General features: G+C 40.7%; 16 protein-coding genes and 1 other RNA gene. 11 read left to right on the top strand and 6 right to left on the bottom strand.

Annotated features, from left to right (window positions below):
- The first annotated feature begins 2 nt into the window (after nucleotides 1-2).
- Nucleotides 3-401 carry a hypothetical protein gene (locus D5018_RS15075; protein ID WP_121839828.1) on the top strand — a complete coding sequence of 133 codons (399 nt, stop codon included), beginning with the start codon at nucleotides 3-5 and terminating at the stop codon, nucleotides 399-401.
- Between the two features lie 61 nt (nucleotides 402-462).
- Here D5018_RS15075 and D5018_RS15070 read toward each other — a convergent pair whose 3' ends face one another.
- A complete protein-coding gene (locus D5018_RS15070) occupies nucleotides 463-3060 on the bottom strand; it encodes a TonB-dependent receptor (protein ID WP_121839827.1) in 2598 nt (865 codons plus the stop codon).
- A gap of 604 nt (nucleotides 3061-3664) precedes the next feature.
- Between D5018_RS15070 and gltB the strand changes: the two genes are divergently transcribed.
- Both gltB and D5018_RS15060 read left to right on the top strand, forming a co-directional pair.
- A complete protein-coding gene (gene gltB, locus D5018_RS15065; RefSeq protein WP_121839826.1) occupies nucleotides 3665-8116 on the top strand; it encodes a glutamate synthase large subunit in 4452 nt (1483 codons plus the stop codon).
- Between the two features lie 63 nt (nucleotides 8117-8179).
- Nucleotides 8180-9595 carry an FAD-dependent oxidoreductase gene (locus D5018_RS15060; protein ID WP_121839825.1) on the top strand — a complete coding sequence of 472 codons (1416 nt, stop codon included), beginning with the start codon at nucleotides 8180-8182 and terminating at the stop codon, nucleotides 9593-9595.
- Between the two features lie 253 nt (nucleotides 9596-9848).
- Here the strand turns inward: D5018_RS15060 and azu are convergent, their stop codons facing one another.
- The 3 genes from azu to zapA all read right to left on the bottom strand — a co-directional run bounded on the left by azu (nucleotide 9849) and on the right by zapA (nucleotide 11039).
- Nucleotides 9849-10298, bottom strand: a complete 450-nt coding sequence (gene azu, locus D5018_RS15055; RefSeq protein ID WP_121839824.1) for an azurin — start codon at nucleotides 10296-10298, stop codon at nucleotides 9849-9851.
- Between the two features lie 205 nt (nucleotides 10299-10503).
- Nucleotides 10504-10684: non-coding RNA, 6S RNA (ssrS, locus tag D5018_RS15050), on the bottom strand.
- A gap of 46 nt (nucleotides 10685-10730) precedes the next feature.
- Nucleotides 10731-11039: a cell division protein ZapA gene (gene zapA, locus D5018_RS15045; protein ID WP_121839823.1), complete on the bottom strand. Its 309-nt coding sequence runs from the start codon at nucleotides 11037-11039 to the stop codon at nucleotides 10731-10733.
- A gap of 243 nt (nucleotides 11040-11282) precedes the next feature.
- On the opposite strand from zapA, the gene D5018_RS15040 reads away from it, so the two are divergent.
- The 8 genes from D5018_RS15040 to gcvP all read left to right on the top strand — a co-directional run bounded on the left by D5018_RS15040 (nucleotide 11283) and on the right by gcvP (nucleotide 21359).
- Nucleotides 11283-12806 (top strand): hypothetical protein, encoded by a 1524-nt coding sequence (locus D5018_RS15040; protein WP_121839822.1) that lies wholly within the window; start codon nucleotides 11283-11285, stop codon nucleotides 12804-12806.
- Nucleotides 12803-13291: a type III secretion system chaperone gene (locus D5018_RS15035; protein ID WP_165905077.1), complete on the top strand. Its 489-nt coding sequence runs from the start codon at nucleotides 12803-12805 to the stop codon at nucleotides 13289-13291. Before D5018_RS15040 ends, D5018_RS15035 begins: the two co-directional genes overlap by 4 nt.
- 108 nt (nucleotides 13292-13399) lie before the next feature.
- Entirely contained in the window at nucleotides 13400-13975 is a 576-nt protein-coding gene (locus tag D5018_RS15030; RefSeq protein ID WP_121839820.1) for a UPF0149 family protein, read from the top strand.
- A 45-nt stretch (nucleotides 13976-14020) separates the two neighbouring features.
- The gene (gene ubiH, locus D5018_RS15025) at nucleotides 14021-15238 is read left to right on the top strand and encodes a 2-octaprenyl-6-methoxyphenyl hydroxylase (RefSeq protein WP_121839819.1); all 1218 of its coding nucleotides are present in this window, start codon (nucleotides 14021-14023) and stop codon (nucleotides 15236-15238) included.
- Nucleotides 15239-15268: 30 nt separating this feature from the next.
- Nucleotides 15269-16477, top strand: coding sequence for an FAD-dependent monooxygenase (locus D5018_RS15020; RefSeq protein WP_121839818.1), 1209 nt, complete (start codon nucleotides 15269-15271; stop codon nucleotides 16475-16477).
- A gap of 390 nt (nucleotides 16478-16867) precedes the next feature.
- Nucleotides 16868-17962, top strand: a complete 1095-nt coding sequence (gcvT, locus tag D5018_RS15015; protein ID WP_121839817.1) for a glycine cleavage system aminomethyltransferase GcvT — start codon at nucleotides 16868-16870, stop codon at nucleotides 17960-17962.
- 44 nt (nucleotides 17963-18006) lie between these two features.
- Nucleotides 18007-18396, top strand: a complete 390-nt coding sequence (gcvH, locus tag D5018_RS15010; RefSeq protein ID WP_121839816.1) for a glycine cleavage system protein GcvH — start codon at nucleotides 18007-18009, stop codon at nucleotides 18394-18396.
- Nucleotides 18397-18476: 80 nt separating this feature from the next.
- Nucleotides 18477-21359 (top strand): aminomethyl-transferring glycine dehydrogenase, encoded by a 2883-nt coding sequence (gcvP, locus tag D5018_RS15005; protein WP_121839815.1) that lies wholly within the window; start codon nucleotides 18477-18479, stop codon nucleotides 21357-21359.
- A gap of 149 nt (nucleotides 21360-21508) precedes the next feature.
- Here gcvP and D5018_RS15000 read toward each other — a convergent pair whose 3' ends face one another.
- Nucleotides 21509-22300 (bottom strand): hypothetical protein, encoded by a 792-nt coding sequence (locus D5018_RS15000; protein WP_121839814.1) that lies wholly within the window; start codon nucleotides 22298-22300, stop codon nucleotides 21509-21511.
- Between the two features lie 307 nt (nucleotides 22301-22607).
- A complete protein-coding gene (locus D5018_RS14995; protein ID WP_121839813.1) occupies nucleotides 22608-22973 on the bottom strand; it encodes a hypothetical protein in 366 nt (121 codons plus the stop codon).
- Nucleotides 22974-23189 lie beyond the last annotated feature (216 nt).

Here is a 23189-nt window from a genome sequence, read left to right as displayed (position 1 = left end):
CCGTGACATTATCACTTATGCCTAAATCTCTTATTGCACTACTCTTGTGCTATCTAGCTATAGTTTCAGCAGGTTTGCTGACTAAAACGGCCGTTATTTTTTGCCTTGTGCTTATCGTATTAGTTATTGCAATTATCGGTAAACAAAAAGCAGCGCTATTAATGCTACGTGTGTTTACCGGCCTTCAAGTTCTCGCCATTAGCTTTTTGCCGTATGCAGCATCTCAAGCCAACGAGTCTATTTTTAAGTTATTGGAATTTAATCTATCGATTTCAACTACGACTGAATACACCATTTTAGGAGTTTGGGCTGTATTTTGTGCTTTTCAGGTCTGGGTAACTATCAATCGAACCGTCGCAAAGTGGTTCGAGAATAAAAACACCTTTAATGTTGTAGGCTAGCCAAAAATAAAGGCTCTAAAATAAGCTTTAGAGCCTTTAATCTATGCAGCTCTATTAATAATTAGAACTTATAAGACGCATTCAAATACCAGAAACGCCCTTGTCCACTATGAGTATTCGTCGAGAACCCCATAAACTCGTTATATACAAATGGTGGTTTCTTGTTAAACAAGTTAGTCGCCCCTAGAGTCAATACTGTATTGTCTATACCAAAATAACTTACTGCAGTATCGACAGTTATCATGGCTTTAACGTCTGGTAGCTCGTCACTATTTTTTTGCTTAAACGAACCAATATAATTAATCGCTAGATTAGCTTTTAAGTCATTATGACTCCAATCTGTATTTAAACGAGAACGCACTTTAGGCAATTCAAAGTCACCCGCCTCTTTATTGACACGAGACCCGCCATTAGAACCAGGGCGACGCTCTTCATACTCAAGTACATAGTTCATGGTGTATGAAACTTTAAAGTCACCTAGACCTGTTTCAAAGCCATAGTTAGCCGCAAAATCTAATCCTGAAGTATCAAGATCACCGATATTTTGGAAACTATCGTTTATTGAAACAATTTCACCCGGATCATTTGGAATTGATGTCGGAATACGCTTCACTACTTTAGGATCAAGCCCTTGAGTATTAAGCAGGTATTGGGTGTCTGAATCGATGATGTTCTCAATTGCATAATTATAATAATCTAAAGAGAAATCAAGCTTGTCCGTCAGATTATAAATTACACCTAAGTTATAGTTTTTAGACTCTTCAGGGCCTAAATCAGGGTTACCTTGGAATACAGCCGTGTACTCAAACCCTTTACATGGGTTAACAGAAGACTGCTCACCAATAGCATCACAACGTAGTTTATCAATCAGTGTTGGGGATTCGTCAGTACGTCCAAGACCGAGTTGATGTAAAGAAGGTGCTCTGAAAGCAGTACCGTATGAACCGCGCAATGATAAGTTATCCATCGGATTCCATAAGAAGGAAACTTTAGGATCAGTAGTGGCGCCAAAATCACTATAATCTTCATGGCGTACAGCAATCTGTACTTCCAAAGTATCCAATACAGGTATGGCTACTTCTGCATAAATAGCGGTGTTATCACGACTTCCTTGAGCTTGAGTCGCTTCAGTACCAAAAATTTCTCCACGAATATATTGATCATCTGGATTATCAGAAATCGATTCTTTACGATACTCGGCACCAACAGCAAGCATCAAGTCGCCATGTGCCATTTCCAGTAAAGGACCAGAAATAGTGGCATCCACAGACTTCATTGTTGACTTACCAACACGATTAGTCGTCGTTTCAATGTAATCTAAGGTCTGTTGAGAGTTTGATGATGGCTCAAATGGATCAAATGAACCATTATCAATAGCTTCTTGCACACGTCGTTTGTTTGGAAAACCATCCACACCACGTTCGACAGATTGAGACTTGATGAAGTTGTATGCTACTTCCCACGACCATTCATTAATTTCACCTTCAAGACCTATAATCGCTCGGTAGTAATTTGAATCTACACGCTTAAGACGGTTACCAATGTCCACCATACGACGACGCATAGTTAAATCTTTGCCATGAAATTCATGATTTGGTTGGTCAGCAAATGGATGGTTTGGATTATCGCCGGCCATAGTCAATTCATTAAAACTTGGACTACCGGCTCCTTTAACAACAGTTCGAGAGTTTTGACCATTTAATTCAGCAAAGCCACGAACGTTATCATTAATATCGTACTTACCCATATAGTTGAAGCTAAAACGTTCAGTCTTAGGGATCATTGACATATGAGGCGCATAGTCATAACGACATAAATTACCCACAATTTGATCTGCTGGGCATTTATCCTTACCAAAAGTATCTGGCATACGGTTGCTAGGGTCTGATTTTAAAGCAATCGTACCAGGGAAACCTGATGAACTTCTAAAATCAGTGGCTTTTGGGTCACCAGTTCTGGCCTTTTGATTCGCTGTTGCCGAATAACTACGATCACCGTAAAGAACCTCTTCACGATTAAAGTAATCCAACACAAAAGTATGCCTGCTGTTCTCAGCTTGGTTACCCCAAACTAAGCTTAGATTCTGCTCTTCACCACCTTTAGGTGTTTCGCCATATTTAGCGTTGATTTCAGCGCCATCAAGGTCATCTTTTAAAATCACATTGATTACGCCGGCGATTGCATCTGAACCATAAATAGCACTTGCGCCATCTTTTTGAATATCAACACGCTTAATTGCTGCAATTGGGATATTATTTAAATCAACGAATGCGGTATCAATGCCTTTAGCAAATGGACTAACCGATACTCGACGACCGTTAACCAAAATAAGTGTCGAATCTGCACCTAGTCCTCTTAGAGAAACACTTGAACCACCATTAGAAGTATCATCACTACTATTACCTTGGGTAGAAAATGTTCCTGTACCAGCAATAGGTAGTTTTGCCAAAGCACCAATCAGATCAGTGGCACCACTATCTTCTAAATCCTTTGCAGTTAGAGTTGTGATTGGCGTAGGGCCTTCCATATCAGTTCTTTTAATGTGAGAACCTGTCACTTCAATTCTTTCAACTGCTTCAGTTTCAGTATCTGCAGCGAAAATTGGAGTAGCAACTGAAAATATTGACGTTGCCACAACTAGTTTTTTGAGCTTAATCATTCACGTCCCTTTTGTTTGATCAGAGTACAGCTTCACCTCTGTGTTTATAAATGTCTTGTCCAACAGGCAATATCAATATCACAACAAAAAGTTAATGAATAGTTAAAATTGCAACAAGAGTTAAATATACTAATTCGCCCAAAAAGTTCAGCCGTTATATCTCTTAGACTTGCAACAGCCCCAAACGCTAAAACAAAAAGCCTTAAAAACAAATTGTTACACTACAGAAATAGTTATGTCGGTCTGCAACCTACTCTTTTCACTTTAATTTTTTATAGGTTTTACCTCGACAACACACCAATAAAAACTCAAAAATAATAAATACATACCAAACCTTTCTACTTATTTTGAATCATGAGGCTACTCAACATAACTCATTAAAATTTCATTCGTTTATACAAAGCTACTTTTATTTCTGCATCACAACATTCTCTCTTGATAAACTAAAGATAATTTACGCAAAAAAAGAAAACAATTTACAAAAAAGTAACAAATAAACGCAAAATTTCACCACCAGCATTTGACCTCCCTCTTAAATAATTATACTTTAATCAATCTTGCTGCATATTTATGTAAAGCATAATCATATAAAGTGGAGTAATAAATGAGCTTGTATCACCCTAGCTTCGAAAAAGACAATTGCGGATTCGGCTTGATAGCGCAGATGGATGGTGAAGCTTGCCATGAAATTGTGCAGCGTGCGATACACAGCTTAGATAGACTCAAACACCGAGGTGGAGTCGCTGCCGACGGTAAAACTGGAGATGGCTGTGGAATTCTAATGCAAACCCCAAATGACTTTTTCGTTGAGATAGCCAAAGAAAACGATTGGCACCTCAATAAAAAGTTTGCTGTTGGAGTGCTTTTTGTAAGTAAAGATCCTCAAAAGTCAGAACGCGTAAAACTGCAACTAGAAGAAGAGCTTTTAAAAGAAACACTGAGCATTGCGGGTTGGCGCACTGTTCCAACGAATAGCAATGTTTTAGGCGAGATTGCCGCAGAATCAGAACCGCAAATACTACAAGTATTAATAAACAGCCCTATGGGTTGGCGTGTAAAAGACCTTGAAAGACGTCTTTATATGGCTCGCCGTCGCCTTGAGCAAAGCATTCATGATGATCCTGACTTTTATGTCGCGAGTCTTTCTGGTCAGGTTGTTGTATATAAAGGCTTGATGATGCCGAGTGATTTGGATAAGTATTATCCTGATTTGCAGCACCCAAACTTCAAAAGCTCGATTTGTTTATTTCATCAACGATTTTCTACTAATACCCACCCGAGATGGCCATTAGCGCAGCCTTTTCGTTATCTTGCTCATAATGGTGAAATTAATACCATCACCGGTAATAGACAATGGGCGAAAGCCCGCTCTTATAAGTTTCACACCCCCTTACTACCAGATTTACAACAAGCGAGACCTTTTGTTAATGAAACAGGCTCTGACTCATCTTCATTAGACAATATGCTAGACATGCTACTTTGTGGTGGTATGGATTTATATCGTGCCATGCGTTTGCTTATTCCACCTGCATGGCAAAGTAATCCCGATATGGATGATGATCTAAAAGCTTTCTATGACTTTAACTCCATGCATATGGAGCCATGGGATGGCCCTGCTGGAGTGGTAATGACTAATGGTCGTTTTGCCGCTTGCTCGGTAGACAGAAACGGCCTACGTCCCTCTCGTTATATCATCACTTCCGACCGCATTTTAACGGTATCGTCAGAAGTCGGCATTTGGGATTACAAAGATTCTGATGTGATTGCTAAAGGACGTGTTGGTCCCGGTGAACTATTAGTATTAGATACTCTCAAAGGTCAGTTATTTCAATCATTCGAAATAGATAACGACTTAAAAGTCCGTCACCCATATAAAGCATGGATGAAAGAACACAGCACGATATTAATCCCAGCTGAAGAACTACCCGAGTCAAAGCATGGCCACCTAGAAATGAGTAAGTCAACGCTTTTGGCTTACCAAAAAGTATTTGGTTATACCAAAGAAGAACTAGAACAAATTATTTGGCCTATGGCCAGCAACGGCCAAGAAGCTATCGGCTCCATGGGAGATGATACTCCAATCGCCGTTTTATCTGGCAAGCAACGCTCTTTGTATGACTTTTTTAGACAAAAGTTCGCTCAAGTCACCAATCCGCCAATCGATCCCCTGCGGGAAAAGCATGTGATGTCATTGGCCACTTGCGCTGGGCGTGAGCAGAATTTGTTTAATGAAACAACAGGTCATGCTTATCGGGTAATGTTCCAGTCACCGATACTGCTTTATAGTGATTTTTCTCAATTAAAGAATCTAAACCCTGACTATTATCGACACGATACGATTCAACTTAGTTACAATGAAGATGAAGGCCTTGAAGAAGCTCTGAATCGAATAGCTAGAGAAGCGAAAGTACTTGCAAAAAATGGCACAACCTTACTGATACTGTCAGACCGAGTTGATAGCAATACTCAACCACTTGTTCCAGCTGTTCTTGCGGTAGGCTTAGTTCACCGAACTCTTGTTGATAATGATCTCCGCTGCGATACCAACATAATTGTTGAAACCGGAACCACCAAAGATCCTCATCATTTTGCGGTATTACTCGGTTTTGGTGCTACAGCTATTTATCCATATTTAGTGTATGAATCTATTGCTTCAATGGCACAAACTCAGCAGCAAGATTTCACCAAACTCAACCTCAATTATCGTTCAGGCGTTGAGAAAGGTTTGCGTAAAATCATGTCAAAAATGGGGATCAGCACCATTGGCTCATATCGTTGTAGCCAGCAATTTGAAATTATCGGCTTCAATAAAGCCATTGTAGAACTTTGCTTTAAAGGTGCCGTAAGCCGCATTGAAGGGATAGGCTTCGATGAGATTTCGAATTCGCAAATATTACTGCATAAGCAAGCTAAGAAATCGTTTTTACCACTTAACCAAGGTGGACAACTAAAATACGTCAATGGTGGTGAATATCATTGCTTTAATCCTGATGTGGTCACCAAGCTTCAATCGGCTCTGAACACTCAAGACTATTCCCTTTATAAAGAATTCAGCGAGCTAGTTGATCAGCGCCCAATCGCAACATTACGCGATTTATTACAAATCAAATGGTCTAAAACACCATTAACCATTGATAAAGTCGAGCCGGATGAGGCTTTGTACCCTCGTTTTGATACCGCTGCAATGAGTATCGGAGCCCTGAGCACCGAAGCCCATGAAGCATTGGCAATTGCAATGAACAGACTTGGCGGGCGCTCTAATTCAGGCGAAGGCGGAGAAGATGCTCGTCGATATCACTCTGAGCGTAATTCATCTATTAAACAAATAGCCTCAGGCCGTTTTGGCGTAACTGCAAAATATTTAGTTAATGCCGACGTTCTGCAAATTAAGATTGCCCAAGGCGCAAAGCCAGGAGAAGGTGGACAACTTCCCGGCCATAAAGTCAGTGTTGAAATTGCTAACCTAAGATATGCCAAACCCGGGGTATCTTTAATTTCACCACCACCGCATCATGATATTTATTCAATTGAAGATTTAGCCCAGCTAATCTTCGATTTAAAGCAAGTTAACCCCAAAGCCTTAATTTCTGTAAAACTAGTATCTGCACCAGGAATTGGCACAATTGCCACAGGTGTAGCTAAAGCTTATGCCGATATGATCACCGTCTCTGGTTACGATGGCGGTACAGGCGCTAGCCCACTCACTTCGGTGAAATATGCGGGTAGCCCTTGGGAATTAGGTTTAGCTGAAGTTCATCAATCTTTAGTCAAGAATGGGCTTCGCCATAAAATCCGTTTGCAAGTGGACGGTGGATTAAAATCCTCTACCGACATCATTAAAGCGGCTTTATTAGGTGCTGAAAGTTTCGGTTTCGGTACCGTTCCAATGATAGCCTTGGGCTGTAAGTATTTACGAATTTGTCACTTAAACAACTGTGCTACTGGTGTTGCAACCCAAGACAAACGCTTACGTGAAAAGCATTACCACGGTAAACCTGAAAGTGTGATGCAATATTTTAAATTTCTTGCCCAAGATTTACGTGAGCAACTGGCAATGCTTGGGGTAAGTTCAATCGAGGATATCATTGGCCATAGTGAACTTTTAAGCCAAATTGCAGGTAAGTTAGAACACCATAAACATATTGATTTAAGTAGAGTATTAGCAAAAGAAACATCAGTACACGATAACCCAACCAAATGGACTGAGTTAAACAGCCCTCAAGACATAGGGGAAATGAATCAGACATTGCTTCAAGCATGCAAACCTGCCATAGAGCAAAACTCTGGATTCATTGGCCATTATGATATCAGCAATACTGACCGCGCAGTGGGTGCAAGCATTTCGGGCTACCTTGCCCAACAACCCGACTCAAACATAAACCAAGCCCAACTTAACCTTAATTTCAATGGCAGTGCGGGACAAAGCTTTGGTGTATGGAACGCTCCCAATGTCAATCTCACACTTTGTGGTGATAGCAATGATTATGTGGGCAAAGGAATGTCTGGTGGAAAGATCACAATAAGGCCGCCTGAAAATAGTCGCTTCGCTAGTGAATCTGCCACCATTATTGGAAACACTTGTTTATACGGTGCAACAGGAGGCGAGCTATATGCTGCTGGGCAAACGGGAGAACGATTTGCGGTAAGAAACTCTGGCGCGACAACCATTGTAGAAGGGGTTGGTGATAATGCGTGTGAATATATGACAGGAGGAACTGTCGTCATATTAGGACGCACAGGTGTCAACTTTGGTGCAGGGATGACGGGCGGATGCGCTTATGTATTTGATCGCTATGGCAAATTCGCTAAACGCCTAAATACCGAGTTTATTGAATCAATTAACATTGAACACCAAGGGCACCAAGATCGACTTAAACAGCTCATACAACGCCATGTTTTAGAAACAGGCAGTGAGCACGGCCAACACATTCTTGAAGAATTTGAACATTGGCAGCACTGCTTCAAACTGGTGAAACCAAAGAATGTTGATATTGACGACTTACTGATTGGTGAGGGTCGAACGGAGCTCAACATCCCACTAAAGCAACAAGGATAATTCCATGACTGGAGTAATAATCATTAACTATTGGAACAATGACCAAGTTGAAAAGGTGGCACTATGAGCAATGATTTTCAATTTATAGACACACAGCGCCACTTAGCTGAAAAACAGCCAATCAATCTTCGTCGTTCAGAGTTTATTGAAATTTATCGTCCTAATCAACCACAAGAGATCCACTCTCAGGCTTCACGTTGTCTAGATTGCGGTAACCCTTATTGTGAATGGAAATGCCCATTGCACAATTACATTCCAAATTGGTTAAAATTGATCTCTGAAAACCGATTAATGGAAGCGGCAGACTTAGTCCATCAAACCAACAGCTTGCCAGAAGTATGTGGAAGAGTTTGCCCACAAGACCGTTTATGTGAGGGTTCCTGTACCTTAAATGACGACTTTGGCGCTGTTACCATTGGCAATATAGAACGATACATCACTGACACCGCTATAAAACAGGGCTGGAAACCTGACTTATCAGATGTGAGTACACGTACAGAAAAAGTAGCAATTATAGGTGCCGGACCTGCCGGATTAGCCTGCGCAGATGTTTTAGCTCGAAATGGGATAAAAGCCACTGTTTATGATAAATATCCTGAAATAGGCGGCTTACTAACATACGGGATTCCAGCGTTTAAACTCGAAAAGTCTATTATTAAAAACCGCCGTAATATCCTCGAAGGAATGGGGGTTAAGTTTACCTTAAACACTCATGTTGGCGTTGATATTTCTTTTGATGAACTGATTAACTCTCATGATTCGATATTTTTAGGGTTGGGAACTTATAAAGCGTTAAAAGCTAACATTCCAAACGAAGAAACCCAAGGCGTTTACCAAGCCCTCCCCTATTTGATTGGCAATACACAGCACATTCTTGAACAAGAAACGTCAGAGTTTCCTTATATCAACCTCCAAGGCCGAAATGTTGTGGTGCTTGGTGGTGGTGATACTTCCATGGACTGTGTCCGAACCGCAATTCGTCAAGGTGCAGAAAAAGTTACCTTAATTTATCGCCGAGACGAAACCAGCATGCCCGGCTCTGCCAACGAAGTCGCCAATGCCAAAGAAGAAGGTGTTAATTTCACTTTTAACCACCAACCAATTGAAATAAAAGTTGAAGATAGCAAAGTTATCGGCGTTGAATGTTTGCAAACTAAAGTCACACAATCAGCGTTTGATTCTCGACCAAGTTTTGAGTTAGTTGAAGGCTCAAACAGCGTTATTGAAGCCGATGCAGTAATCATTGCTTTTGGATTTCAGCCAAACCCAGCTGATTGGTTAGCCAAATATGATATTGAACTCGATATTCGTAATCGAGTAGTGGTTAACCGTCGAGAACACGATTATCAAACTTCTCATCCAAAAATCTTTGCTGGCGGAGATATGGTTCGTGGAGCCGATTTAGTGGTAACTGCAATTGATGAGGGACGTAAAGCCGCCATAGGAATGTTGAACTATTTTGAAGAAAATAGTATTTAACCTCAGCTCTGTATAACGAAATCAATAACATTATGATTTACAGTACAAACCTTAAAGTTTTATCTACAGTGCGGCTAATTTTGTGTAGTTCAAGGCAGAACAGTTCGTAATAGCCGGCCTATTATGGGCTGTTCTAACACAGAAATGCGCATAAGTAGCTGTGCTGTAGAGGTTGGCTTATGCAGAGCTGAGGTTATTTAGCATAAAAAGCATGCTGGTTAGTTGAAAAAAGCTAACCAGCAAAAATAATGGTTTACTTAACGATGAACTTACCTTTCATTAAGAAGGAGTGACCAGGGAATGAGCAAAAATAAGTGTAGTCACCACCAACTTTTAGCCCCTTAGTTGAAAAAGTAATACTTGTTTCTTCACCACCACCAATGATCTCAGTGCCAGCAATCACACGTTTGTCATCCACAGGAGTATAGTTATTTGCTGCACCAGCTGTAACACCAGCAGAGGCAACAGGTACTTGATCAGCTGTTGTGGTTAGTACCCAGTTATGACCCATTGCAGTCTTCGGCATTTTGCCTTCGTGCTTTAACTTTAGAGTCACATTGTCACATTTAGCTAATGAGATTTCTAAGCTTGGCTTATCAAAAGTCATTGCATCTTGTACATTGATATTTAACTCACAATCTGCCGCGAATGCAGATGATGAGCCACCTAATAACGCTAACGCAAGAAATAATTGTTTCTTCATTGTTGTTCCATTTAGAATTAACATTAATAATAATCATTATCATTATCTAAAAAGACATACCTAAATGCAACATCTTCGATCGGTATCAAACTCAAATAGCGCTTAACTCTTATAAAAAGAAGGATTGAAGTTTTATCTTACAAAATTATTCTTAGTGGATAATTTTTAGAAATTTGAAGGAAAGTAAAATACAAAAATCATTAGGCTGCTCCCCAGGATACCGCTGCCGGTGTAAGCCCTTGAACCGTAAGTTCAAGGCGGGTAAAGCTATACCTCCTAAGGCTTCTCGGTCAAGCCGAGCTTGCTCAATGTCAGTAAAACCTTCACCCTTAAGTTGTAAGCATCGGCACAGGGACATTACCAGCTGGCATGTATCCCGAGGAGCATAACGGGTGTGTTAAGTCGACTAAAATATCGCTTTAACAAATCTGGTTATTTTTCAACTTTCGCTTTTTCTAAAAGCGCTTTTTCAAGAGTATTTTGAAGCAAACTGATGCGCTTGCTCATTTCCAATTGATACTCTTTATTCTTTTGTTGTTCAGTATACAGCTCGTGACCAAGATTTAATGCTGCCATTATCACAATTTCTTCACGACTAAAGTTAGGGCTTTTGTCGTTTAACTTTTCTAATTGCTTTTCTAATCTTGCAGCGATATCGACTAGTATCACCTCTTGCTGAGCAGGACACGATATCGAGTAGGTACGGCCTAATAGCATTATATTAACGGCTTTGTTACTCATTTTAGTTTCGTATCCTCATCTTAAAGTTCATCTATCTATCAAGCATAATCGAATCACATCAAGATTACATCTTTCATATTAGATGTGTGACGGGACTATAAGATTACTAAAACAAAAGTGCAACGGAAAAACCTTATATCTAAGCTAACTGTTGAATATTTAACAATCTACTCATTAGAGACTCACTAAAATCATCAATAGCATCTATTCTTAGTAGTAATCAAATTACAAGGAAGCGTCATAATGAATGTGCAAGGACCAGGAAATGGTAATGGCATACAAGCAACATCACAACAACCCTTACAATCCAAACCAACTACCGGAAGTAAAATATTCGATATATTGATAAAGTATGGATGGACTGAGGCGAAGTTCATAGGAAAGGTATTCGTCGCAATTATAGGCGAAGAAAAAATTGCGACGTATCGTGCATCTCTCAAGGGAGAGCAAATAGAAAATGGCAATTTACCTTCAAGTTCATTATTAAACACTCCTTCTAGCTCATCAGAATCACTAAACTCACATGAATCATTTGCCGAAATCGTCACAGATGAAGACATACAGCCTATATCTTCTGGCGACGATGTCGCCCTCAAAGAAGCTTTAAAGCACCAAGATGGGACAAAGACAAGTAAATACAGGCAACCAAAAAACATTTCTCAACAAATGTTATCGAATAAAAGCTCTGCGCCAACATTGGATATTGGGGATGACGGCGACCTTGATGATCTAACTTTTGATGAAGCCAGCAGCAGTGATGAGACTCAAACAACGACCAATGAAAATACTAATCCAAAGTTTACGTTCACTCAAACCGACAGTGACCCACGCATCAGCCCTTTTTTGATGTCCCCCTCCCCAATTGAAAGAAATGAGCAAGATGTAACTCAAAAAGCGCAAGTGAAAACTCACCAACTATCATGGTTAGAACAAATGGCGAACTTATCAGATGATAAGCAACTCCCCTCTGTCGATATCGACTCCGAACAATATATAACACCAGAAGAAAAAGCAGCTGCACTCAAGCAATGCGACCAATTAAAGCAAAAAGCGGCAAGAGCAATTCGTTTCAAACCCCAAATGACCTTGCCTGAAGCCAATGAGGACACACAACATCCATCAGGTATCTCATTTAGCAATGCTATAGGCAAGCCACTATCAAAAGTTGAACTCGACAAGGAAGACTTACAACTAAGTGAAGCTGAAAAAAGAGCTCACCTAAGTAGATATGATAGTGCCTCAAAAGCTCAATCGGAATGTTTAGCACAGTGGTCTAAATTAACAAAACGTGAGCATGCTATTTTATGGGCATTCCATAACAAGAACCTATCTCTTCAAAAATTTCAAACCTACGTTGCTAATTCAAACGGCTTGTCTCTCAAAGAATTAGCCGAGGCCCGCGTAATTATCGACTCTGAGAATCACATAAAGGCGAGTGACTTTTGCGATAAGCATAAATGGTTAAGAGACGGAGTTCAAAGCGATGATAGCGACCATACAGTGTTAAAACAAAAACTAGACCTTAGCGAACACGAGTTTGCCGTTTATTTGAACAAGCACTTTGATACAGAAGCTGCAAAGTTAGAGCCTGCTGAAATCCAAAATGTTCTAATGTTTTTAGAAACCGCACATTCAATAAGTGTATTTTCAGATCTACGCCTGCTACACCCCCAAGTACAACAATTGTCTTCAGCTGATGTTGATGCAACATTATTAGGTTTGCGTGTATTAGTTAAACAATGGACAGAAACAGGAGCACAAGAATGACCAGCATAACTCCACCAAAGACGAAAATAAACTATGACTCCAAATCGCTTGTTTCTGCCTTATTTGAATATGCTGGCATGCCTAAAAACGATATTGAAGACTCAAGCTGTTGTATAATACAAGTTGATGAACAATCACAGGTTATTATCAATTGGTATCCTAATATCATCAAGCTTGTTTGCCCTATTGGCAAATTATGTGAGTCCAACGATGAAATAATTTTGATGAAATTGCTCTTAGAGCAGAATGTAACTTCATGTTCAAGGTTCACTTACCAATACAGCTTAGACCCTGAAAAGCAGGAACTTGTTCTTTCTGTGATACTTTCAACTGACAATTTTATCCCAAATAGCTTCATTGAATTCTTTTTAAACTTTGTTCAAGACGCACAAACATGGATTGAACAACTGAATGCTCAAAAATTCTTTTTGCCTGATTTGATAAATGCGCAACATGAATCACACAGTTCCACTCCTGTTCGTTAATTTTATGAATAAATCAGAAGTGTATAGCTACAGCAGTAATGCTTGCTACACTCCACTGTAGGCATCTGTTACTATACCTACCGATATTGATTTACTTGGAATTCTCAAATGGTTACTACACCGTCACTACGCATTGAAAAATTATCTCAAGCCCTAAAAGCCGCAGAACTCGCACAACACCCAGCCGAAGTTCACGGCACATTAGTCGGGCTAATTTGTGGTGGTGTTGAACATAAATCAAAAGCTTGGGTCACACCAATGCAAGATTTGATAAGTGACGGTCAACCATTCCCTGCTGAGCTTCATAACCTGATTGAAGACCTTTACAAAGACACGTTAGAACGACTTGAAGAATTTGAATTTGGCTTCACCATACTTTTACCGGAAGAAGAAGAGTCTCTAAATGTAAGAGTTGAAGCTCTGTCTTTATGGGTGCAAAGCTATTTGGCCGCAATTGCTATTATTCAACCTAAACTCAAACAAGCGTCCGCTGAAGTGAAAGAGGTCATTGAAGACTTAACCGAAATAGCTCAAGTTGAATTAGACGTTTCTGATGACAATGAATCAGAAGCAGCTTTTATTGAATTAGAAGAGTTTGTCCGAGTATCTGCGATTTTGTGTTATTCCGAATTTGCTCCCGAGTTACCATCAAGCAATCAAGAGCAACCTGACACTTTACACTAACTGATTGGTAGCCACTTCCAAGCACTTCGAATTAACGGATTTTGTATGTCTTCATCACAACAAGATAATGCGACGACTGATTACGACATAGCCATCATTGGCGGAGCCATGGTAGGCAGTGTTTTAGCACTTGGCCTAGTTCAACTCACAGAGCGCAAGTTAAAAATTGCATTAATTGAAGCCGTTGCCCCCTCAGATGAGCACCCAGGCTTTGACGCTCGCTCTATCGCTTTAGCTCACCATACCATTAAGTCATTAAAAGAAATCGGCGTATGGTCGAATATTGAGAATCTGGGCACACCTATCAACCATATTCATATTTCTGACCGTGGTAACTTCGGCATGACCCAATTGAATGCTGGTGAACTTAATGTCGACTATATGGGGCAAGTGGTGGAACTGGCACAAGTCGGACAGCAGCTATACAAAGCATTACAGCAGTCAGCAGTCAATTTGTTTTGCCCTAATAGCATTACCGAGCTAACTGCAACTCCAGAACATCACAAGTTAACACTAAATTCAGGGCAACAAATCACGGCTAAATTAGTGGTTGCAGCAGATGGTGTAAATTCAGTTGTGCGCCAGCAATTAAAGCTAGAACAACAAGTCATTGATTTTAACCAATCTGCTATTATCGCTAATATTGCTTGCGAGCAGGAACATCAAAACAGAGCTTGGGAGCGATTCACAAACACTGGGCCATTGGCTCTGTTACCAATGCGCCCTGAAAATCAACAAAACCGCTTATCGCTAGTTTGGGCCTTATCACCCGAAACGACCAATGAATGGATGTCGCTACCAAAATCTGAATTTTTATCTAAGCTACAACACGCATTTGGATTCAGAGCAGGACAATTTATTGATCTGGGTGAACGATTCAGTTATCCACTCAAGTTAAGCTATATGCCAAGACCCATTCACCATCGTTGTGTTTTTGTTGGAAATGCTGCCCAGACATTGCATCCAATTGCAGGGCAAGGGTTTAACTTAGGCATGCGAGATATATTAGCCTTAATAAAAGTGATTTCCCGACAGTCAAATGGTGCTGACGTTGGCAGCTCTAGCGTTACTCATGGATACTTAAAACTCCGAGAGCAAGACAGGAGCAATACTATTAATCGTATAGAGTTCTTGGTTAGAGGTTTTTCTAACGATTTATGGCCGATGGCGATTACTCGTAATTTAAGTCTAAGGTTATTAAGTTACCTACCACCATTAAAGGCTCCGATAGCGAAAGCAGCCATGGGATATACAACAGCTTAATAGGGTACGCCCTAGAATTTTTGGAATAACATGTTAAACACACAAAGTTACGATGTCGCCATCATTGGCGGTGGTATGGTTGGCCTTGCTACCGCAATTGGCCTTGCCCAATCCAATATTAATACGATTGTGATTGATGCTGGTTCTATTGAGCCCGTTGATGGTGAGCCTCGTTTACGTGTCAGCGCCATCAACAAAGCCAGCCAAAATTTATTGTCAAACCTTGGTGCTTGGCAATATCTTGATAATTCAAGAGTTGGCGACTACGACCAAATGGAAGTGTGGACAAAAGATGGTTTAGGCTCAATACACTTCGATGCCGAATCGGAAATGGAATCAAAACTGGGTTCGATCATAGAGAATGACAATATTACTCAAGCGCTCGCCAAGAGAGCTCAAGAGTGCCATGCCCTTACCCATATTCAAAACCAAAAAGTTAACAACATTGCCTTTGGTGAAAGAGAATGTTGGCTAACATTGAGTGACGGCACTAGTCTAACAACTTCCTTAGTTATTGCGGCCGATGGAGCGAATTCATGGGTTCGTCAGCAAAGTAGTATTCCCCTCAGCTTTTGGGATTATGATCATCATGCTATTGTTGCCACGATCAAAACTGCAGAGCCACATAATCATTGTGCTCGACAGGTCTTTTCACCTGAAGGTCCATTAGCATTTTTACCCTTAAATGATGGCCATCAATGTTCTATTGTTTGGTCTGTGCCCCCTGCTAAATCTAAGCAGTTAATGGCGATGCCACCACAAGAATTTGAGAAATCATTGACCGCTGCATTTGATGGAAAGTTGGGACTATGCCATCTCGATAGTGAACGTTTGGCATTTCCATTAAGGATGCGATATGCCCGACACTTTGCCAAACAACGATTAATACTCGCAGGAGACGCCGCTCACACCATACACCCCTTAGCAGGACAAGGGGTAAACCTTGGCTTTTTAGATGCGGCAAGCATTATCGAAACATTGGATGAATTAAAACAACAAGACTTAGATTTAGGCGAATACCGTCACTTAAGAGCGTTAGAGCGTTGGCGAAAAGCTGAAGCTGTTGAAATGATCACGGCCATGGAAGCGTTAAAACGATTGTTTGCTGGTGATAACCCTATCAAAAAAGCCATTCGTGATTTAGGGCTAAATTTAGTAGACCAGTTTGGTATTTTGAAAACTGTATTCGCTAAACAAGCCTTGGGGCAAAAAGTAAAACTCCCTAGGCTCTGCAAATGAAGTTTAAACGGTCATTCGCTTGGCCGTTTTATTTTCTTGAAATGGCAATTTCTGCACATATTTATCGCATCGACTGAGAACAAACTCTGGCTTTAAAAAAGCTAAGCACAATAACCACATGATTTTAATAAACTTTTAACAAAGCCGATCATTCATTAGCAAAACTAATCAAAAGCATTACATTTTCTCACCTTTATTTCAGGTGTTTATTTCATAATAAATCAGTAGTTCCAAGCCTTCAAACGACACTGCCAAGCCCCTCTTACCCATAAAAAATCTTTTGTATACAACTTGGCTTTAAGAGGTATAATTTCGCAACTTTGTTTTTGTTCAAAACTTCAAACAATAACTAGTAATGTTTGAGCAATTTACTATCCAAAAGGGATGATAATGGCAAATAAAACGGTACTCTTTGATAAGCACTTGGAATCAAATGCCAAGATGGTGGACTTCTTCGGTTGGGAAATGCCAATTAATTACGGCTCTCAAATTGAAGAACATCATGCAGTCCGTCAAGACGCAGGAATGTTCGATGTATCACACATGACAGTGGTCGATATTACAGGCGAACAAGCAAAACCTTTCCTTCGTACCCTACTTGCTAACGATGTCGAAAAGCTTACTGTTGCAGGTAAAGCACTCTACGGCGGCATGCTAAACCATGAAGGTGGTCTAATCGACGATTTGATCACTTATTTCTTAACAGAAACTCACTACCGCTTAGTGGTTAACTCAGCAACTCGCGAAAAAGATTTAGCTTGGATTAACACTCAAGCGGAAGCATTTGACGTATCCATCGCTGAGCGTCCTGAACTCGCTGTTATCGCTGTTCAAGGTCCTAAGGCTAAAGCCAAGGCAGCAACCGTATTTTCAGCTGAGCAACAACAAGCAGTTGAAGGCATGAAGCCATTCTTCAGTGTTCAATCAGGCTCACTCTTTATCGCTACAACCGGTTACACTGGCGAATCTGGTTACGAAATCATTCTTCCACAAGAAGACGCAGCTGAACTATGGCAGGCTCTACTCAACGCAGGCGTTCGTCCATGTGGCCTAGGCGCTCGCGATACCTTACGCCTAGAAGCTGGTATGAATTTATACGGCCAAGACATGGATGAAACCGTAAACCCACTAGCTGCCAATATGGGATGGACAATTGCTTGGGAACCAGAAGACCGTAACTTTATCGGTCGTGAAGCGCTACTGGCATTAAAAGCAGCTGGCACAGAGAAAATGGTTGGCCTAGTCATGGAAGCGAAGGGTGTACTACGCCATGGCATGAATATCTTCTTTATCGATGCAGACGGAAACGAGCAACAAGGTGTGATCACCAGCGGTACATTCTCTCCAACTTTAGGCCATTCAATCGCAATGGCTCGTGTACCTAAAGGCATTAGCGACACTGCTGAAGTAGAAATGCGTAAAAAGCGCGTCCCAGTTAAAGTTGTGAAGCCATGCTTTGTACGCAACGGTAAACAAGCATTTTAAGAATCAAGAATTTAGAGTTAAGCTATACCAAAAGGAAAATAACGATGAGCAACCTACCTACTGAACTAAAATACGCAAAGTCTCATGAATGGGCGCGTAAAGAAAGCGATGGTACTTTTACTGTTGGTATTACTGAGCACGCACAAGAGCTTTTAGGTGACATGGTTTTCGTTGAGTTACCAGAAGTCGGTGATACGGTATCAGCAGGTGAAGACTGTGCAGTTGCGGAATCTGTAAAAGCAGCCTCTGACATCTACTCACCAATCTCAGGTGAAATCGTAGCGATTAACGAAGAATTAGAAGACTCACCTGAACTTGTAAACAGCGGTGCATTCACAGAAGGTTGGTTATTCCGCGTTAAAGCTTCTGACGAAGCTGAACTTGATAACCTATTAGACGCTGACGGCTACCAAGCAGTCATCGACGAAGAATAATAATATTTGCAAAATCAAAGCCCCTTTTTGGGGCTTTATTCGTATATATCTCTGACCTGCAACAATAAACAGAGCCGAAAATGAGCAAACAAACTCTTACCCAACTAGAACAACACGAATTATTTCTGACTCGCCACATTGGCCCTGATGCCGAGCAGCAACAGCAAATGCTCAATGAAGTGGGCGCTGAGTCACTCAATGACTTAATGGAGCAAATTGTTCCTGAAAACATTCGTCTTGGTCGCGAACTTAACGTAGGCCGTTCAAATGATGAAGCGGAAGGTCTCGCATACATTCGCCAAGTAGCTAATAAAAATCAAGTATATAAAAGCTACATTGGTATGGGTTACTACCCAACTACAGTACCCAATGTTATTTTGCGTAACGTTTTTGAAAATCCGGGTTGGTACACAGCTTATACTCCTTACCAGCCAGAGATTGCTCAAGGTCGTCTAGAAGCTATTCTTAACTTCCAGCACCTTTCTATGGATCTCACAGGGTTAGATTTAGCATCGGCTTCATTGCTTGATGAAGCAACGGCAGCGGCAGAAGCAATGGCATTAGCAAAGCGTGTTTCTAAAGCGAAAAAAGCGAATATCTTTTTTGTTGCTGATGATGTGTTCCCACAAACTATCGACGTAGTAAAAACTCGTGCAGAATGCTTTGGTTTTGACGTTATCGTTGGCCCTGCACATGAAGCCGTTAACCACGAGCTATTTGGCGCATTATTCCAATACACCAATAAACTTGGTCAAATTAACGATCACTCAGAGCTATTCGCCGAGCTAAAAGCGAAAAAAGCCATTGTAACTCTAGCCGCAGACATTATGTCTCTAGTGTTACTTAAATCACCAGCTGCTTTAGGCGCTGATGTGGTATTTGGTAGCGCACAACGTTTTGGTGTACCAATGGGTTATGGCGGTCCTCACGCTGCATTCTTCGCAACTCGTGATGCTTACAAACGCTCTATGCCTGGTCGTATCATTGGTGTTTCTCAAGATACTCGTGGCAACCGTGCCCTGCGTATGGCAATGCAAACTCGTGAGCAACATATCCGCCGCGAAAAAGCCAACTCGAACATATGTACTGCACAAGTATTGTTAGCCAATATGGCATCGTTCTACGCGGTATTCCACGGTCCACAAGGTCTAAAAACCATTGCCAGTCGTATCAATCGTTTAACCGATATTCTGGCTGCTGGCCTTAAATCAAAAGGCATTAACAGCCTAAACGACACTTGGTTTGATACCGTCAGCTTTGAATCAACAGATCTTGAAGCCATCAAAGCTCGTGCATTAGCAGCGCAAACGAACTTACGTTATGACTCTGACACTCAGTTTGGTATCAGCTTAGATGAAACCACCACTCGTGATGATATCGTTCAACTGTTTGACATCATTTTAGGTGAAGGTCATGGTTTGGATGTTGATAATCTAGATGCACAAGTAACAGCTACAGCGTCAATTCCTGCTAGCCTTGAGCGTGATACTGAAATCCTAACGCACCCAACATTCAACCGTTACCACAGCGAAACGGAAATGATGCGTTATATCAAACGCCTTGAGAATAAAGATTTAGCTTTGAACCATTCAATGATTTCTCTTGGTTCTTGTACCATGAAGCTAAACGCTGTAGCTGAAATGCTGCCTGTAAGCTGGCCTGAATTTGCTAACATGCATCCATTCAGCCCACTAGAGCAAGCGCAAGGTTATACTCAGCTTATCAATGAACTATCGGATTGGTTAGTCGATATCACGGGTTATGATGCAGTATGTATGCAGCCAAATTCTGGTGCTCAAGGGGAATACGCTGGCTTGCTAGCGATTCAAAAATACCATGAATCTCGTGGTGAAGGTCATCGTAATGTATGTTTGATCCCACAATCAGCACACGGAACAAATCCTGCCTCAGCACAACTTGCTGGCATGAAAGTTGTGGTCACGGCTTGTGATAAAGATGGTAACGTAGACTTAGATGATCTTCGCGCTAAAGCAGAAGAGCTAGCTGATAGCTTATCTTGCATTATGATCACCTACCCTTCTACTCACGGTGTATACGAAGAAACGGTTAAAGAGATCTGTGAGATCATCCACCAGCATGGCGGTCAAGTATACCTAGACGGCGCAAACATGAATGCTCAGGTTGGTATTACTTCACCGGGCTTCATCGGTGCTGACGTTTCTCACCTTAACCTACACAAGACTTTTGCAATTCCACACGGTGGCGGTGGTCCAGGTATGGGACCTATCGGTGTTAAAGCTCACTTAGCTCCATTTGTCGCTGGTCATACACTGGTTAAGCCTGGTCGTGAAAGCGATAACAATGGCGCAGTATCAGCAGCTCCTTATGGCAGTGCCAGCATTCTACCTATTTCGTATATGTACATTCGTTTATTGGGTAGCAAAGGTTTAAAACAGTCAACTCAAGTTGCTATTTTGAACGCTAACTACGTAACTAAGAAGCTGTCTGACCATTACCCAGTGCTTTACACTGGACGTAACGACCGTGTTGCCCACGAATGTATTATCGACCTACGCCCAATCAAAGAAAGCTCTGGTGTTACAGAAATGGATATCGCTAAGCGCCTTAACGATTATGGCTTCCACGCGCCAACCATGAGCTTCCCTGTTGCGGGTACGCTAATGGTTGAGCCAACAGAGTCTGAATCAAAAGTTGAACTTGACCGATTTATCGAAGCAATGATCAATATTCGCAAAGAGATTGCACAAGTTGAAGCAGGTGAATTCCCAGCAGACAACAACCCTCTGTTCAATGCACCACACACACTAGAAGACATCATGGATGCAGAGTTCGACTCACGCCCATATAGTCGTGAATTAGCGGTTTTCCCAACAGATGCCGTTAAAGCAAACAAGTTCTGGCCAACGGTAAACCGCATTGATGATGTGTTCGGCGACCGCAACTTGTTCTGTGCTTGTGTGCCAATGGAAGCGTATGAGTAACAACATTCTGCTGTCCTAGGGTATTTAAATTTGGGACAAAGGTATTCTAAAAAGGGACAAACTTAGTTTGTCCCTTTTTTTGGGATTCGAATCTAATGTTCTACCGAAACAAAGCATAAAAATGCTTATAATCATTTTTAATCAACACGTTATGTACTAGGTGAAATTGAATGAATATCAAACTCCCGAGTTCTTAATGTATCTCTTTTCAAGTAAAGCTCTGAGGCAACTCTAATATCTGACTCTTCTAGATTTTGTATCGCTACAATCAATGGTTCTAAATTTGTACCTGTAAAATTATCAGCTCTTAGTAAAACCAATCTTAACCCTGTGCGAGAAATTGTTAGCCAATCGATTTGGTTTCCCTCGAAAGTCACCCCTTTCAAATTAACTTGAATGGCATTTTGTGGCGTCAACTCTCTGTTTGTGAACGGGCAAACATAAGATGAAATAGCAAAACCTAAATCACCATTAAGAGTTAAAGTATTAGTCTCTTTTGGTGCAACTGGAACTTTAGCAGCCAAATCAATAACCTTCGAAGCTTTTCTTCCAGTAGCAGTACTCAAAAATAATTGAACATTGGTTGTGTATCCTAATAGTGATTCATCACCATATTCAGAAGCTGAATCACCTTCATTATATAAGTCTTTTACCGGATAAATGCACTCTTCTTTTAGCGCTGATTTTATTTCAGATTTTATCGTAAAAGGGATTTTTCCAAATCTATATGCAAGAGGGAATTTTCGCTGACAACAACAGAAAAACCTACTAGTTGTACCGATAACCTCAACTTTCCACTTATTATTTGAGGTAGGTATCCAGCGGTAAGAAAATTGACCAAAAGTGGCTTCATTAGGAATTACAGTTTCATTCTGTGACCAGTAATTATTTGCAATTTGCTCCCTAATAGATTGACTTGGCTCATGAAGAAAAAGGCTCACTATGTCCTCCTTATTACTGGTGTAAGAACAGTCAGGCTAATGAGATACCTTGATTTTTTTCGATAGGGATTAAGTCATGAATTTTAAATACAAAACCTGTTTATTTTGTGAAGTTAATGTGGTAAATCGGAAGTTGTATCATATTATTTAGACGTGACTAGGAACAATTCACAATATGATATTCATATATACTCGTGATACTTGAAGAGGCAACTAATAGTAGCTCTCATAACATCAAAAGCCCAAAAGTTACTTCAATAAATCAAACAAAGTTCCGTATTCGTCTTTGATAGCTTTCAAGCGCAATTCATTTTTTTCGTGCTGCATTTTCCGACCTAATTGAGCTGTAAGCCCATGTTTTTGTCTTAAACAAGGTAACAAAACAGAAGCTTGGCAACTGTGGAAAAATTTGAGCGAGATGTTTTGGGGTCGTTCTTTCAAATAGGCCACGTAACATAGCGGTATAGGCTTCATGGCTTTGTGAATTCATTGCCATTCTAAACCAAGTTTCAATCTGAGTTGCTTGATCTTTTATCGATAGTGACGGGAGTAGATCTACAGTCCTTTCTATACTTTTAAAACAATGATGCCTTGCATAAATAAACTCACCCATGGCCTCATGCATTTGAAGATGCTTTAACCTTTCTTCATTTGGCATTTCATCTAATAACATTTTTTTTATAACACAATCGACCGTTGATGAAGTAAATCCTTCCTAGAATTGCTCTTTAGAAATGTCTTTTATCAACCACCTATTACTTAATAACTCAAGTTTCGGAGTTCATTTTTAGCTAAAATCATGGGAACTTTTCAGTTGAAATAGCCTCTTGGCGTAATGTAAAAGTATCCATTTGCATGACTTGATTAAAAAACTTGGTTACTTCTTCGT

Origin of the sequence: Parashewanella curva (genome assembly GCF_003675895.1) — a bacterium.
Taxonomy (GTDB): domain Bacteria; phylum Pseudomonadota; class Gammaproteobacteria; order Enterobacterales; family Shewanellaceae; genus Parashewanella; species Parashewanella curva.
Note: the sequence above shows the minus strand (reverse complement) of the source record. Positions and strands in the feature narration are given on the sequence as shown.